Source organism: Pararhizobium capsulatum DSM 1112 (assembly GCF_030814475.1).
In the GTDB taxonomy this organism is placed as follows: Bacteria; Pseudomonadota; Alphaproteobacteria; order Rhizobiales; family Rhizobiaceae; genus Pararhizobium; species Pararhizobium capsulatum.
The window spans coordinates 544,627-559,148 of record NZ_JAUSVF010000003.1 but is presented as its reverse complement, the minus strand read 5'-3'; the positions used below and the strand labels follow the sequence as shown (position 1 = coordinate 559,148).

Sequence of the window (14,522 nt, the reverse complement as noted above, 5' to 3'; positions counted from 1 at the left end):
CAGGAGGAAAACGGCTATGCGCGATATCGAGTGGAACCTTCCCCTCAGAGTAACCCTGCCAAGCGGTTTGGTGCGAACGTTTAGCGGCGTCTACGAAGCGCTCGATTTTCTCGAACACGAGTGGCCACTCAAGCACGGCGAGCGCTACGAGCGCGCTGTTACCGCCTGTCGCAGGGCTCTATGCCTGAGCGCGTCAAGCGCGGTTGCTCGCGAAGCTTTTGTTGCGGCCTGTTTTGAAGCAGGAATGGAGAATATCCAAGGTGTCATCCCTCACGCGAACAATTCCCAAAAAGGAGATCGTACGCCGTAGGCAACCGGCAGCGCCCGAGCAAGGCGGTTTGGCCTTTTGTTTTAGTTAGCTGTTTGAAGGTTGCTAGTACGATCACGACCAGTGCTGGGGCTGCAACGCTTCAACAATCCTCTGCACCCGTTTGATCCTGGCCAAGACGCACCGCTTCCTGGTCCCGTGAGACAAGACGACAGACGCGAAGTTCTATCCCGAGCGGGACTGCACGAATCCGTTGAGACCGGAGAAACTGTCTCCTTCGGCTATCTAGTTAACCATCACTAGATCACGAAGAAATCCGCGTTGGTGAGTGTCAGATTGGCGCTCAATGTGGCGAAGTGGATGCCCCCACCAGCGACGCTGCCATTGGCATCATAGTAGAGTTCGCCAGTGTCCTTTTCGTAGATGATGCGGTCGCTGCTGTCGCCGGCAAGACCGGTCGAATTCGACGCGAACGCACCGGATGTAAGCGTCCCCACCGCGGCCAGTGCCGTGAAGATGGCGTTCTCAAGGCGAATGGTGTCAGCGGCGACATTGAAATCACTGATCTTGTCGACATTCGTGGTCGCGCTCAGCGCCGATCTGAAGTCAAACCGGTCCCCGCCGGCGCCGCCAGTCAGCGTATCGTTGCCGCCATAGCCTCTGAGGATGTCGTTGCCATTGCCTCCGCTGATCGCGTTGGCACCAGCGCTGCCGTAGAGGGTGTCATTGAAGTTTGAACCGGAAAGGTTCTCAATCGACACGTAGGTGTCGCCTTTCGCGTCGCCAGTATTGTTCGACGGAGATGTCAGGTTGGCAACGACGCCGGTAGTCGCCGTGGAATATGACGCGCGGTCTGTACCGCTTCCGCCATTGAGAGCGTCGGCTCCGCCGCCGCCGATCAAAGTGTCGTTGCCGTTGCCGCCACTTAACGCGTTAACGCCGGGATTGCCGGTGATGACATTGTTGAGGTTGTTGCCGGTGGCGTTGAACGCAGTCGCGACATTGACCAGCGTCAGGTTCTCGACTGCAACAAGGCCACCGACGGCGAGCGAACGGTTGATCGTCGATGTGGCGCTGTCGATACCACCGGCATCGATGACCGTGTCTGAGCCGTCTTCGAGCACATAGACATCGTTGCCGAGGCCGCCGTCGAGGAGGTCGGTGCCGAGGCCGCCGGTGAGGGTGTCGTTGCCGCGATAGCCGAACAGCCTGTCATTGCCGCCGAGGCCGAACAGCCGGTCATTGTCGATGATCGAGGAGTTGGGATAGTTATTGCCCTCGATCGTGTTGGCAAGGTTGTTGCCTTGCAGGATGTCGTCGAAGCTGCCGCCCGCGAGGTTCTCGATCGAGATGTAGGTGTCCAGGCTCGCTTCGAGCGTGTTGACGGACGGATTGAGCAGGCTGGCGGTCACACCGGAGGCGCTTGCATCGTAGGACGCGGTGTCGCTGCCGGTTCCACCGTCGAGCGTGTCGCCTCCGGTCTTGCCGACCAAGGTGTCGTTACCGCCGCCACCCTGCAACTTGTTTGCGAAGCCATTGCCATACAGGTAGTCGGCAAAGTTTGATCCGATGACGTTCTGGATGTCGGTATAGACGTCGCCAGTGGCGGCACCCTTGTTGTAGCCGGGCGCTTCGAGTTCCACGACCAGGCCAGGGCCCGCTGCTGCATAGTTGACGCTATTGGTTCCGCTTCCGCCGATGAACGTATCAGCACCATCGCTGGTCATGAACACGTCGTTGCCGCCAGAGCCTAGCAGGCGATCCGTTCCCGCAGAACCGTAGAAAGTGTCATCACCATAGAGCACGACTGCAATGGCGATACGGAACTGCCCGCCCGAGAACAATTGCGTCCATGCTGCGGTCGTCATGTCGTACGACGTGGTGATGTAGAGGTTCGGGAACAGGCCGTAGTCGGCGCTGTCGACTGCGATCGCGGAAATATGCCCAGCGTAGTTGACCCCGCTGCTGCCGGTGAAGACGCCGTTCGCTGTCAACCATGTCTTGGTGTCACGGGACTCGATATCGAACGTGTAGGGTGTGGCCGCGGTCAGTTGCGGGGTGGTCAAATTCTGGATTTGGTCCATGTTGGTCGCTTCGAGACACTGGACGATAGCCATTTCAAACTCCCTCGTTTGATCGTGTCATTGCCAGCCCGGCGCGTCAGTCATTCCGTCGACACCCGGCTCAGTTCCGCATGGCAGGGTTGCGACTTCCGGTCCCACCGGTATTTTCCGCCATCTGCGTGCAAATAGCCAGTACCGAAGAGGGTGCATAGCCTGGAGCACGGCAATCGCAATGCTGCCATGCGTGGGCCGAGAATCTCGGCGGGCAGGCTGTTCTCTGCGAACGGGTACGCTACGCCTTTTGGCTGATAGTCGTACTCAGTTACCAGAGGAACCAAATCGTTTTGATGTGCGTTTTAACACGTTGAAATTGAAAAAAACCCCTCATGAACCGCATCATCTATATCGTTGGACTGGTCGTCATCGTCATTGCCGTGCTGTCATTTTTTGGCTTGCGCTAATTGGGGTGAGACCTCGACTAACACGTCCGCGAGTCCAAGCGGGTCGTGTCTGGGCGCGATCCTCCGCATAGGATCGTACCGCAAAGATAGATGCCGTTTCGCCGTCCTGCGTGCGTCTTGCAATTTTTCAAGCACCGCCGATTGCGCCTAGCCGTGTCTTGATTAATATCGCCGGTGGAACGGAAGCGCCTGAACAACCTTCTAACCAGTGGCCGTTGTGTGATCCCATCACGCAACGGCCTTTCGCTGCAAGGAGGTTTGGAGCGCCTGATGCTCCGCTTTGAACGCGACCAACGCGTTACGAGAGTGGTCTGAAGCCCAACTCTGTTCAAGGCACGGCCCAGGGCAGGAACTGCATCAGGGAAGCGAAGATGTCAAACGACAGTCCCAGCACATGCAGCATGTTGCCGAGATAGAAAAGCGTAGTGGCGCTGGCCGCTGACTTCAACAGTTTCACGAACCCGATAGTTCAGCGGAGTGAACCGATCTAGTCCACGGCAGCCTGTTCGGAGAGTGTGGATGTCAGGACTTTCTGGACCGTCTGGTGACAGCCGTCGCCAACGGCAAGGCGGCTCCCAACTTCGAGCTACCGGTGGGCGCATGAGGCATGGAAAAACTCGAGTCGAGAATGCCATCCGCTCCCTGAGTGCGATGGTTTCGTACTCTGACAGATAAAGAAATGGATCATCCGAGCTTTAGATCGTTTAAAGCCGGGCTTCGACAGAACGGGCATGGCCACACCCTCGAGTTCCACGCCGCAGGGGGAGCAGACCATGATGCCGGTTCAACGAGGCGTTGCGGCGGCGTTGGCGGTGGTAATACAGACGCAATCTATGCCCCTGGTGAGGCGATATGCTGGCTTCTATCGTCCAGCGGTCGCTGCGTTCGGGATTCTAGAAGCTCGGCGGCCGCCAGCGTGAGCGTATCCAACGGCGATTGTTGTGTTCAATCGGCGGAAATCACCCCGCAAAATAGTTACCAAAAGCGCGTAGAGGTCTTTGTCGAGATCACACGGTTGTACCGGCATTAAAGTTGCTCATCTACGACGAGGATTCCGTTTGATCTCAAGGATCATCTGAAGGGCAGGGTATATCGGATGGCAACGATGATCGCCCGAAATCCTGGTCGATCGAGGTCGACGAGGATCTTGCCGATGAGGAACTCATTTGGCTGCAAACTGACATCTATCGGTGTGCGTAGCAGGGGGTCTAAAGCGCCAGTGAAAACTTCCTTATTTAATCCATCTTCAAAAACGTCTCAAAATACCGGCCTCCTCGGCCGCAGCCTCGAAAGCCGCTCTCGCTTCTGCGTTGGGTGTTGTTCCCCTTGCTGCCTCCAAACACACCCGTTTCGCCTGGGCGTAGCTCAAGCCCTTGTTTTTTGGCCAATGCCTTCTCAGACAGGAAACAGCTTCCCTCGCACTCTTGATGACGAGAAAATGATCACTGCACTCAAGCATTACCTCAACATTCGTATCCCAGATGCTTGCGACCATGACGCACTCCCATTTCCAATCTGCTTTCAAACGGACGGCGCGGTACTCGGTTCCCAACCGCTGAATACAACCGGCATGAAAGTGACTGGCTAATGGCCTTCCCAGGACTTGGGGCCCTTTGGCGCCCGGCAGTCACTTAGCTTTGATAATCATGGCTGACCGATCCGGCTTGAACACATCGCATGCGCACCCAACCTGAGGAAGCGAAGTCCCCCGTCGGTCTCAATATTGCACAATGGCGGTCAAAAAGACTAAGCGCGCGGTCCGGTCATCACAGAGACTCAGGGGGAGAATGTCCAGATGCTAAGCGGAGTACACCCCAGCCTCAAGGCATGCTTCAATAAAGTCATCCCGCATCGTCTCGGCCGGCACTCGACGGCCCATCACCGCCATGCAAAGCTTTCGCGCTCGCTCGTAGTGCTCGCCGCGTTCGTCTTTCGGCCAGTCCATCGTGAGGACGTTCAAGGCCTCCTGCGGCCCGCCTACGTCAATTTTCCGGCCCTTCGCCGTGCGCACAGGCACAGGGACTGACCAGCGAATATCACTGCAGTTCATCTCGGTTTCGATCAGCATTTTTGGGTTCCTCCCAGAACCGGGAGAACAACGGCGAACGCTAATGTTTGTTCCCGAGCGAGGGCGGTCGGACGCAGCCACTGACAGTCCTGTTTGCCCCTGAGTACTCTGACACTGTCCGGAATGCTTTCATCGCCCGCGACCATGGTGCTGGGTCCCGCGACCCTTCGCGGGCCGAGGATAATAGCAACCGCCAAAGTGGGGGTGTTGCCCGAGAGATCCTCAACGACAAGTGGGTTCATTATGAGCCACGCGGCAGAAAATGGGATGGCGGGCGTTGACTTCAACAAGAATGGTTTGCGAAGAGTAGCATGAGCTCCCGGTCCTTGATTGAGATAGAATGCCACCCGTGGTCCGGCGAGAAAAAGTCCTGAACTGCGCCAGCCCATGCCGCACGACAATCAGGATGAGGCAACGCCTCTCATCCTGATTGTCGCGCTATTCCAACCCATTGGCATGTCGGCCCCGCATTCCTGAGCCCTGTGGGACGACCTCTGCCTGCGAAAGGCCACCCTCTTTCGAGCGACGGCCTTTTGCAGATTGTGGCCGACATGACCTACCGTGCAGCTTCTTCGATGAGATCGGCCACGGCCTGGGGCTGGGAGACCATCACAACGTGGGATGCGCCTTTGACGACGACGGTGTGCCTGGAGCCGGCGCGTTCGGCCATGAAGCCTAGTGCCTTGGCCGGGATGTTCTTATCGCCATCCCCATAGATGAAGTAAGATGGCAGCGCCTTCCAAGCCGGATCTCCGGACTTCTCCGTCAAGGCGGCTTCGGTGATCGGGCGTTGGCCCGCGGCCATCAGGGCAGCGTCGTCTGCTGCGACATCATGGGCGAACTGATCGTGGAACTTGGCTTGGTCGATGGAGAGATCCACGCCACCATCAGCAAGCTTTACAGGAGCAGCAAGGGCCTGCCCGAGCGTGCCACCGGGGAACTTGCCTGCGAGCTCTGCCGCAGCTTCACCCGCTTCTGGAGCAAATGCGGCCACATAGACCAGTGATTTCACATTCTCGCTGCCTCTGGCGGCGTTCGTGATGACCTGGCCCCCATAAGAGTGCCCGACCAGCACCACCGGCCCCTCGATGCTTCCGACGATAGCGGAAACATAAGCAGCATCACCTGACACAGTGCGTAGCGGATTGGCGGCGGCAATGACGGTATAGCCGTCCTTCTGCAGGATCCTCGTGACGTCGTTCCAGCTTGAGGAGTCTGCAAAGGCGCCGTGAACCAGGACGACAGTGGGCTTGGCGGGTTGGGCAACCGCGGTACCCGAAAGCAGAGCGCCGGCAACGGCGAAGGTGGCAGCAAACTTGGACATGATAAATTCCTTTCGCAAATTCAGAGTGATGGGTTCAGTGGAATAGATTGGGTTGAGGGTGCGGTGATCTCCGGGGCTTGTCGCAACTGCATTCAATTTGTGTGCGAGTAGTTTGTGCACGATCTATATGCCTTTGATTCTTTCGGCTGTCAATCGCTTGCAAATGGATCGCGCGCAAATTATTTGATGAAAAAGGAGATCGCCATGACCGACACACCATCCAACTCCGACCGCGCCCCGCCAGATGTCACCGGGATGCTTTGTTTTTCCATTTATTCGGCCGGCCATGCATTCACGCAGCTCTACCGGCCATTGCTCGACAAGCTCGGCCTCACCTATCCTCAATATCTGGTCATGGTGACCCTGTGGAATCGTGACGGTCAGAATGTAAAAGAACTGGGCGGGACGCTGTTCCTCGATTCCAGTACGCTGACGCCTCTGTTGAAGCGGCTGGATGCAGCAGGGCTCATCACCCGGACGCGCAACCCAAAAGACGAGCGCGAGGTGCTGCTGCATCTGACGGAGGAAGGGCGGGCACTGAGCAACCAGGCCACCGCCATCATGCGTTGTGTTGAAGAAGCGCTTGGGCTGGATGCTGAAACAGTAAGCTCCATCAAGGCCTCAATCGATAAGATCAACAATAGGCTTCGGGGATAGGAGCGGGTTGGTTTCGGCGACGCCATCCGTGATGTCTCCAATGTCACGGTAGAGAACGGGCTGATGAGGGCGGAGACGCTGACTGCAACAATACTGGTTTGGGACGAGTGGCCTGAGCACCCGGAACGACATGTCTGAGATTGAGTAGCGCCCGGCGTGGAGCGACTAATGCTCAGCTTTGAAAGCCACTAGCGCGTCGTATGAGAGCGGTTTGGAAATAAACCAACCTTGTCCGTAGCAGTGGTTTGGGGCGGAGGCAAAATAGGAATATTGGGTGTCGGTCTCGATCCCCTCGACAACAACCCGAAGGCCGAGAGCGGTGGCCATCTCCAAAACCTGCGGCACAATCGACACGCTTACCGAACCTGTGCCAACACTATTGGTAAACGCCCTGTCCAGCTTGATGACATCAAGGTTAAGATCGTGGAGCTGCGCCAGGCTCGAATATCCCGTGCCGAAATCATCGAGGTAAATAGGGTGGCCCAGTGCGCGCAGCCTGGCAATTGCCGCGATAGCGACGTCCTGCTCGGCGACCGAGCGTTCGGTGAGCTCAAGGCCTATCTGATGTCTTGCGATCCCTGAAGCAACGAATATCTGCTCAAGAATTTCGTAGAATTTGGGATCGCTCAAATCGGCGGCAACGATGTTCACGGTGATGACCAGCTCAGGATTGTCGCGCAGCAGGGGTCCCGCTATACGGCTCACGTACCGCAAGACGTAGGCGGTGATCTCGCCGGCGGTTCCGTTTTTCTCTGCGGCGGACACGAAAACATCGGGAGGAATGGTGCGACCCTCGCGGTCAGTCCACCGGATCAGCGCTTCTGCGGAAATCATGCGGCCGGTGTGCAGATCGACAATTGGCTGAAACACCATGGTCAATTGGTTCGATTGCAAAGCGTGTCTGAGCCTCGCATTCATTGGCTTCGGTCTGCGACGGAGGAGATATCCGATCACGCTCAAAAATCCGCCGAGGAGGAAGCCAAGTGCCCCAAAGCCAATGATGAAGACCGAGTGCGGTGCGATGGCTTCGCCCCGGTCCAGAGCCGCGACCGCGCATGCGGAATGGTTCTTGGAACAGGCGACACGGATGAGGTCGGCGTCGGTATCCGCTGAAACGTCCTTGTGGGCTATCAAAACGCTGTCATCGACAAGGCGTTCGCCCCGCGAAAGCATGACACGGCCTTTTGCGGTATTGACGATAGCGACAGAGTATCGAAACGGCTGTTGGATCAAATCGAGAAACGCCGAGGGGGGGATTACCACGTTCGCGTTTCGAACCTTCACAATCAGTGCGGGTTTGTTTGTGAGAACCAACGGTGTGTTGACCCACAGTTCGTCGCCGTCCGGGGTGACCATATCGGGCGGGGGCCGCGCGAAGGGCGGAGAGACAACGCCGAGAAGACTGGAGCATGCCAGTTTGTTGTCGACGACCCGCGCCACATCTTTGATATACCGTGCATTAAAGGCGATTTTTTGCAAATGCCTAAGGTCGCTCGGCCCGCAAGCCACTCCTTTGACGTAGTTCGCTTCAGCAAGCGCGTTGTCGGTTTCCTGAGAAATGGAGTCAGCTCGCGCCAGCAGCGCGGTTGTATAACGGTCGAGATTGACACGAGCTATCGAAAGGGCGATCGCTCGCGCTCCGACAATACCCAGAGCCCCTGCCACGAAGCCCGCGAGCAGGCAGACAAGGATTGCATATCGGTCGAGAAGACGAATAGTGCGCTTCATGCTCTTCCAGTCGCAACCTCAAGGAGCGTTGTGGACTAGGCTAACATATGCACACGCCGTTTCTAGCGGAAGTTGCTCGGTTGGGACAGAGGTTGCTGGCAAGCGGCTTTGACGGCGGTTTGGCGCGCTTCGACCCGCCGCGACGAACTGGCCTCTGGCCGGTGAGCTTTCTGTGACCGTAGTACCGCCAGTCGCGATGGAGGTAGAGAGCGGTGTGCATCAGTTTGTCGGTATCGCCGACGGTGCGCGGCATCCGGCGGCCTCAATAGGCAAAGGTGCTCGCGAGTGGCACCCACTATCGGCCCGCAACTATCGGCAAGGGGCCTCGAACCGGCGGCCATAGCGATCGCGGTAAATGCAATAGCCTCGGTGTTCCTGGGAGTGGCCAACAAGTGCGCCGACAACACCACCAGCCACCGCGCCAATAGCCGCGCCTTCCCAGCTATTGCTGACAGCACCGCCAATAATTGCGCCGGAGCCTGCACCGATTGCGGTGCCTCGCTCTGTTTGCGTGCATGACGAGAGAATCCCCATCATTCCAACCGCGATGATAAACTTATTCATGCTTTCAACCCTTTGCAGTTTGCATGATATCAACCAGGTCCAGCATCTGCGCAGTAGGTGAGTTTGTCGATAGTGCAGAGGAGAGTTCCTCCAGTCGATCCGTTAAACAGAAAGTCGCCCCATTTTCACGAGCATTGCCGCGACCGTTGGCAGGGGCGTTGGTCGCCACAGGATCAATGCCCGCTGGTTCACGGGTATGGGTGTCGGGTACCTTGCGTCACCAGGCGGCCTGATGCTATTCGATCTGGTCGTTTGCCTCGTACCACTCGTTGGACTCAGCCTTCAAATGTTCCAGGACAATCCGGGTAACAATTGCAGCTATGTGTTCAAGTTCACGGGAGATTTGCGTTGGGGCAAGCGGTCGCATGCCCAATGCCTTGTCGTTCTCCGACAGCGGAGCGAGGTCGTATTTAAGGCTGAGCGCGATCGCGTTGATTTGGGCCAGATCGCGTAACACCGCTGCGAGAGCGTTGCCTTGGAAGGGGCGATTGGTGTTGGCTGCCTCAATCATTAGCCGTTCCCACAAACACCCCGAATTCCGAACGGGCAAGCCCTCGCAGGACAAGAACGCGATTGACGGTCGCGACCGAAAGGCAAGCCCATAAATCGTCCAGGGCTTCTGCGGCTTCGGAAAGCCGGGTGTCGGCATCGATTTCCTCTGCGAGAAGATTGACGATCTCATCGAACCTCTGCGCCAGCCTCTCGACATCGCGATAAAGTTGAGACGCGGTTTGAAGGGGAAGGTCGGGCTTCGATAGCAGGATCGTCGCCTCTTCGGCTTTGATCCTGACAATCTCGTGTTGTTCCGTCAGTTTGGCATGCCAGTCAGTCGCAATCATCTATCGCCCCACGCCTTATACGCGCAACCTGCCATAATGCACGCGAGTGTCAAGCAAGGCTGTTCCCGATCCGGTACTTCGGGCCATTGGGAGCAAGGATTTTTGCCTTCTGCCCCTGAAATTTCAGGGTTACGTCATTCGATTTTTTCAGCGACGGTTAAAGAGCGCTTTTAGGCCCCAAATTGGTCCTCAGTTCCTCCCTGTGAGAACCACTTCACCGAGCGCCCGGTTCCCCGACCGGATTTGAGCCACCCTGCAAGCACTCACGCAGGGTGGTTCCATTTCCTGGGCCGCTGCGATTGGCGTTGAGTGAAAGTCGCCCCAAAGCGAATGCTGCGATGTCGTGGCGAGAAACGGGCCCCCTATTGCGGCCGGCTTATTCTCCGTTATTCATATACGAACTATCTCCCCATAGGTGCAGGGCGACGATGTTTCACGACCCCGATAGTTCAGCGGAGTTAACCGATCTAGCCCACGGCAGCCGGTTCGGAGAGTGTGGATCACAGGACTTTCTGGACCGTCTGGGGACAGCCGTCGCCAACGGCAAGGCGGCTCTCAACTTTGATCCACCTATGGATGCATGAGGCATGGAAAAATCCGAAACCGAGAATGCCATCCGCTCCCTGAGTGCGATATGGTTTCGAACTCTGACCGATAAAGAAATGGATCATCCGAGCTTCAGATCGTTTAAAGCCTGGCTTCGACAGAACGGGCATGGCCATACCCTCGACTTCCACTCCGCAGGGGGAGCAGATCATGATTCCGAAGTGTGGTTCAACGAGGCGTTGCGGCGGCGTTGGCGGTGGTAGATGCAGACGCAATCTACGCCCGTGGTGAGGCGATATGCTGGCTTCTATCGTCCAGCGGTCGCTGCGTTCGGGATTCTAGAGGCCCGGCGGCCGCCAGCGGGAAGACGTCGGAGCAGATCGAGAGCACCAGTGGCCCACACCGGTTGGCGCAGATCATTTGCCTCTGGGAGATAGCCCTGGATTTCAAAAGTTGTAATCTCGCGTCGTCATCCGTGCGATTGCCGAAAAGTTCATCTTGTTACGGCCTTGCGCAGGGCGGTCATCTGCATCGACAAACCGTCAGGCCACGTGGCCAACACTTCCCGAACGTCCCCGTGCGTATCCGAACAATCGGGGGTGCGTTCGATTGGCAAGTTGCCATGATCGGCCGACAGTAAAAACCCCGCCGTGTGAGGGCGGGGCAAGTGGCATCCCACACTTGGCTGCAATGTGGGTGAGGGGAAGCGGCTTCCCGGAGAGGGAAACCAGAATGAAACCTTAGGTGCCGCGGTGTGGAATGGGAAGGCTAGTTTCCCCGATTCCGGTACGCTCGCAAAAAGAAACCCGCCAAACTGGCGGGCGAGAAACAGAGGTGCGCGTACGTGATACTTATCGCGCTTGGCAACAGTGTGCTTCATCAACTGTAAAGAGCTGGTAAAGGGAGGCGACGTTCTGCGGACGCGCCAACCCGATGTGGCTGCTGGATGTGAGCGCTGGCGCCTCGGGTTTCGCTGGTCTCTTCGCTGAAATTGCCACGCCCAGCTGTGGACCGCAAAGTGCGTATCAGTCAAAAAACTTGACCGGCCCCTCTTGGAAAGAGCCGGTCTGCTAGCGGTTTGAGCTCGAGAAGGACCCATTGCCCCCGAACTCGTTAGACGACCCAGTCGTTGATCTGGATGCTATCGACCGAGAAGCCGTTGTAGGAATAGCCGCTGGTGTCGACCAGCGACAGCGTGTGGGTGTTGTCGGTGTTGTCAGCGTAGCCAGCGATGTTCACTTCGTAGTGATACATTTCGCCGGCGTTTGCCAGATCAGAAGCGTCGATCTGTGCCACCGTCTGTCCGTCGATCCGGAATTCGAACGATTCGTTGGCTGGTGTAAAGTGTCCGTCGAAATCCTGCTTGGCGATATCGAACGACAATACCGCTGTTTTGCCGTCAACTGGCGCGGTGTCATCGATGAAGTCGTGGCTGATGTTGATCGGGCCGGGGCTGTTCTGGGTGTCGAGCCAGAAAGCCTGATCGCCGACACCTGACGTGGTTTCGACCGTCAGATAGCCATTGGCACCAAGCTCGGTATAAGCACCACTCGTCCACCCACGAGTCGTATCGAGATTGACCTGCTCCCAGATGTTGACGCCGTTCACAATGATGACATTTCCGGCGATGCCGTCGAAGTTCTCGGTGAACAGACTGCCGCCGAGGTGCGGCTCGGGAGCCGAGACGTCTACATGGGCCTGAGACCACGTGCCCTTGTTGACGCCGCCGCCGAGGAGGGTCAGGAAAACGACATTCGATACGCCGCGTTGGGCATTCAGAACCCCAGCCCACAGAGTGGCCTCGTATACAGTCTCCAGGTCCGGGGCTGACTATTGGGACGGGAAAAAGAATCCTCCCGCCTCGCGACGGGGGCCAAGTTGCCGATAGCCAGATGACCCACGGTTGATCAAAGGGGTTCGTGCTCTCGTGGTGAGAAATGAGACCTCTATTTGCGCCTGGCTTATTCTCCGTTATTCATATACGAACTATTCTCCCATAAGTGCAGGACGGCGATGTTTCACGAACCCGATATTTCAGCGGAGTTAACCGATCTCGTTTACGGTAGCCTGTTCGGAGAGTGTGGATGGGAGGACTTTCTGGACCGTCTGGCGACAACCGTCCCCAACGGTAAGGCGGCTCTCCACTATCATGACTTGGCTTCGCCGGTTGCGCATGTTCCCTATACTTCAGGTTTTACCAAGGACGACATCGACCAGTTCAGCCATCATTTCGCCGCCGTCAATCCATGGATTCCGAGGATGGGCTTGATCCCGGTCGGCAAGGGATTGTGCGGCGAAGACATCGTGGCCCGCGACGAGCTCGTTAAATCCGAATTCTACAACGACTGGCTGAAACGGCAGGCTGGGTGCGAAACAAGCATTGGCGCAACGATTATTCGCGATCAAACACGCACCTTCATCCTTTCAACTTCCACCTCGTCAACCGACGCGAATTTCAATCGGCACGCCGCCGAACAATATACGACCCTCGCACCACACCTCAAACGCGCCTTCGATTTCGTACGCAGGAGCGACACCATCTCCGGCGAACACCGAGTGGGACAAACCCTGTTCGACGGCATCGGGGTCGGGCTTTTCTACGTTTCGGAGATGTGCCGCGCCCGATCCTGGAACAAATCTGCCGATCGCATGCTCGCGACGGGCGTACCCATCCGCATGTCAACAGACGGGCGTCTCAGCCTACAGTGCGATCGGACAGTCAACGCCCTTGAGTTCCTGACTTCGCGACACGGCGTCCAAACCGAGCCACATGTATCGACTGTGAGGGGCGGTGACGGCACCTTGTACCGTGTCACGCTGGTTCGGATGAAATCCGATACGTTCACCGAGTTTCTGAACGGACCGACTGTCGCGATGATCATCGAAACGGCGAATGCGTCGGTTCAAATAGACCGAGGAGAATACCTCAGGGCCACCTACAATCTGACCCCAAGAGAAGTTCACATCGTATCCAGCATTGTTTCCGGATTCTCGTTGCGCGAGATATCTGTTGCCGGCGGCGTCAGCTATGAAACCGTCAGGACCCAAATGAAGACTATCTATTCGAAATTGGGCGTGAATTCGCAGAGCGCCCTGGTCGCGCTCATTATGCGCAGACTGCAGGAGCATCGTTGAACTCGGCGAGTTTGCCGGGTGATTTGCGGGCTCGCTGAGCGCGATTCAACCACCTCTGCTATGCCCTAAAAACCGAAAATTCGACGAAGAAAATGTTCGTTCGGGGGATGGTGGTTAAAGTGCCGCCATAAACCCCACCTGTGGGGGAGACTGGAGGGCGGAACGAGAACTGGTGCGAGATGCGCTCGGTTGCCGTGGGGAATTGAGGACATTGCCCCCTTCAGGCTCATGTCAGAAAAGTTCAGCTTGATCGTGTTATAGTGAAAACTATCGCTGGCGAAGATCCCCGTCTCTGCCGGTGTTCTCTCCGCCACCAAATCAGGCGGGGTAAGCCAGTGGTTGCCGCAGCCACTGGCTTTTTTATTGTCCATCGCCGCGGACGAATCGGGCTCCGACGAGTCCGAGAACCACCACACATTGCAAAATGAACATCGGCCATTGATCTGACATTCGCCGAGTTTAGCAGAACAGCAAACAAGATTTGTACAGGTTTGCTGCGCTTCTCGATAGCGCCGGGACAGATGCGGAGGGTGCTTCCCCTCCGTCACCGATCGTATCGCCATGCCGATCCTGCGCAGGCAGGGGGAAGGAACACTGCTCATGACGATGAAGGTCATGTCACATAGTGCGCAGCAACCTCATCAAGCGACGCATCGTAAGGTCGGTCCTTCGAGCCGAGTACAACCGAGTTGGTGCGCGCATCAATGACCATATATCCAACACCAAACCGCTGACGCGATGAAGAGTTGGCACCGTTCTTTTCGAGGCGGAGGCCTTGTTTTATTAAGGCACTGCGGATTGAATGTTCAGGCATCATTGCAACCGTCTCCTTTTAAAGGATGATCCACCGTTGCCGCGACCTGGCCGAA

The 14,522-nt window shown here is 57.0% G+C and carries 16 protein-coding genes and 1 pseudogene; 5 read left to right on the top strand and 12 right to left on the bottom strand.

The features are described 5' to 3' along the window. The first annotated feature begins 16 nt into the window (after positions 1–16). Positions 17–310, top strand: coding sequence for a DUF982 domain-containing protein (locus tag QO002_RS27830; protein WP_307236076.1), 294 nt, complete (start codon positions 17–19; stop codon positions 308–310). Positions 311–567: 257 nt separating this feature from the next. On the opposite strand, the gene QO002_RS27825 is transcribed toward QO002_RS27830, so the two are convergent. Further along, the gene (locus QO002_RS27825) at positions 568–2,385 is read right to left on the bottom strand and encodes a calcium-binding protein (protein ID WP_307236074.1); all 1,818 of its coding nucleotides are present in this window, start codon (positions 2,383–2,385) and stop codon (positions 568–570) included. 735 nt (positions 2,386–3,120) lie between these two features. Further along, on the bottom strand, positions 3,121–3,249 hold the full coding sequence (locus tag QO002_RS27820; protein ID WP_307236072.1) for a hypothetical protein: 129 nt from the start codon (positions 3,247–3,249) through the stop codon (positions 3,121–3,123). 597 nt (positions 3,250–3,846) lie between these two features. Between QO002_RS27820 and QO002_RS27815 the strand changes: the two are divergent. Continuing rightward, positions 3,847–3,992 (top strand): annotated as a pseudogene (locus QO002_RS27815) (3'-5' exonuclease); the annotation flags it as partial. Positions 3,993–4,038: 46 nt separating this feature from the next. Here QO002_RS27815 and QO002_RS27810 read toward each other — a convergent pair. From QO002_RS27810 to QO002_RS27800, 3 genes are all read right to left on the bottom strand, one after another. Next, positions 4,039–4,287, bottom strand: coding sequence for a DUF982 domain-containing protein (locus QO002_RS27810; protein WP_307236070.1), 249 nt, complete (start codon positions 4,285–4,287; stop codon positions 4,039–4,041). A gap of 303 nt (positions 4,288–4,590) precedes the next feature. Beyond that, a complete protein-coding gene (locus QO002_RS27805; RefSeq protein ID WP_307236067.1) occupies positions 4,591–4,860 on the bottom strand; it encodes a DUF982 domain-containing protein in 270 nt (89 codons plus the stop codon). A gap of 556 nt (positions 4,861–5,416) precedes the next feature. Next, entirely contained in the window at positions 5,417–6,184 is a 768-nt protein-coding gene (locus QO002_RS27800) for an alpha/beta fold hydrolase (RefSeq protein ID WP_307236065.1), read from the bottom strand. Positions 6,185–6,388: 204 nt separating this feature from the next. On the opposite strand from QO002_RS27800, the gene QO002_RS27795 reads away from it, so the two are divergent. Then, entirely contained in the window at positions 6,389–6,841 is a 453-nt protein-coding gene (locus QO002_RS27795; protein WP_307236063.1) for a MarR family winged helix-turn-helix transcriptional regulator, read from the top strand. 165 nt (positions 6,842–7,006) lie between these two features. Here QO002_RS27795 and QO002_RS27790 read toward each other — a convergent pair whose 3' ends face one another. The 4 genes from QO002_RS27790 to QO002_RS27775 form a co-directional block, all read right to left on the bottom strand. Then, complete coding sequence (locus tag QO002_RS27790; RefSeq protein WP_307236061.1) at positions 7,007–8,569, bottom strand: EAL domain-containing protein; 1,563 nt, start codon at positions 8,567–8,569, stop codon at positions 7,007–7,009. 309 nt (positions 8,570–8,878) lie between these two features. Then, on the bottom strand, positions 8,879–9,133 hold the full coding sequence (locus QO002_RS27785) for a YMGG-like glycine zipper-containing protein (RefSeq protein ID WP_307236059.1): 255 nt from the start codon (positions 9,131–9,133) through the stop codon (positions 8,879–8,881). A gap of 235 nt (positions 9,134–9,368) precedes the next feature. After that, positions 9,369–9,644 (bottom strand): hypothetical protein, encoded by a 276-nt coding sequence (locus QO002_RS27780; RefSeq protein WP_307236057.1) that lies wholly within the window; start codon positions 9,642–9,644, stop codon positions 9,369–9,371. Next, a complete protein-coding gene (locus tag QO002_RS27775; protein ID WP_307236055.1) occupies positions 9,637–9,972 on the bottom strand; it encodes a hypothetical protein in 336 nt (111 codons plus the stop codon). Before QO002_RS27775 ends, QO002_RS27780 begins: the two co-directional genes overlap by 8 nt. 587 nt (positions 9,973–10,559) lie before the next feature. Between QO002_RS27775 and QO002_RS27770 the strand changes: the two genes are divergently transcribed. Further along, entirely contained in the window at positions 10,560–10,781 is a 222-nt protein-coding gene (locus QO002_RS27770; RefSeq protein WP_307236053.1) for a hypothetical protein, read from the top strand. An 850-nt stretch (positions 10,782–11,631) separates the two neighbouring features. Here the strand turns inward: QO002_RS27770 and QO002_RS27765 are convergent. Then, positions 11,632–12,126: a hypothetical protein gene (locus tag QO002_RS27765; RefSeq protein ID WP_307236051.1), complete on the bottom strand. Its 495-nt coding sequence runs from the start codon at positions 12,124–12,126 to the stop codon at positions 11,632–11,634. A 405-nt stretch (positions 12,127–12,531) separates the two neighbouring features. Between QO002_RS27765 and QO002_RS27760 the strand changes: the two genes are divergently transcribed. Next, positions 12,532–13,653, top strand: a complete 1,122-nt coding sequence (locus QO002_RS27760; protein WP_307236048.1) for a helix-turn-helix transcriptional regulator — start codon at positions 12,532–12,534, stop codon at positions 13,651–13,653. Between the two features lie 65 nt (positions 13,654–13,718). Here QO002_RS27760 and QO002_RS27755 read toward each other — a convergent pair whose 3' ends face one another. Beyond that, positions 13,719–14,270: a hypothetical protein gene (locus QO002_RS27755; RefSeq protein WP_307236046.1), complete on the bottom strand. Its 552-nt coding sequence runs from the start codon at positions 14,268–14,270 to the stop codon at positions 13,719–13,721. After that, positions 14,267–14,470: a hypothetical protein gene (locus tag QO002_RS27750; protein WP_307236044.1), complete on the bottom strand. Its 204-nt coding sequence runs from the start codon at positions 14,468–14,470 to the stop codon at positions 14,267–14,269. Before QO002_RS27750 ends, QO002_RS27755 begins: the two co-directional genes overlap by 4 nt. Positions 14,471–14,522: the final 52 nt, after the last annotated feature.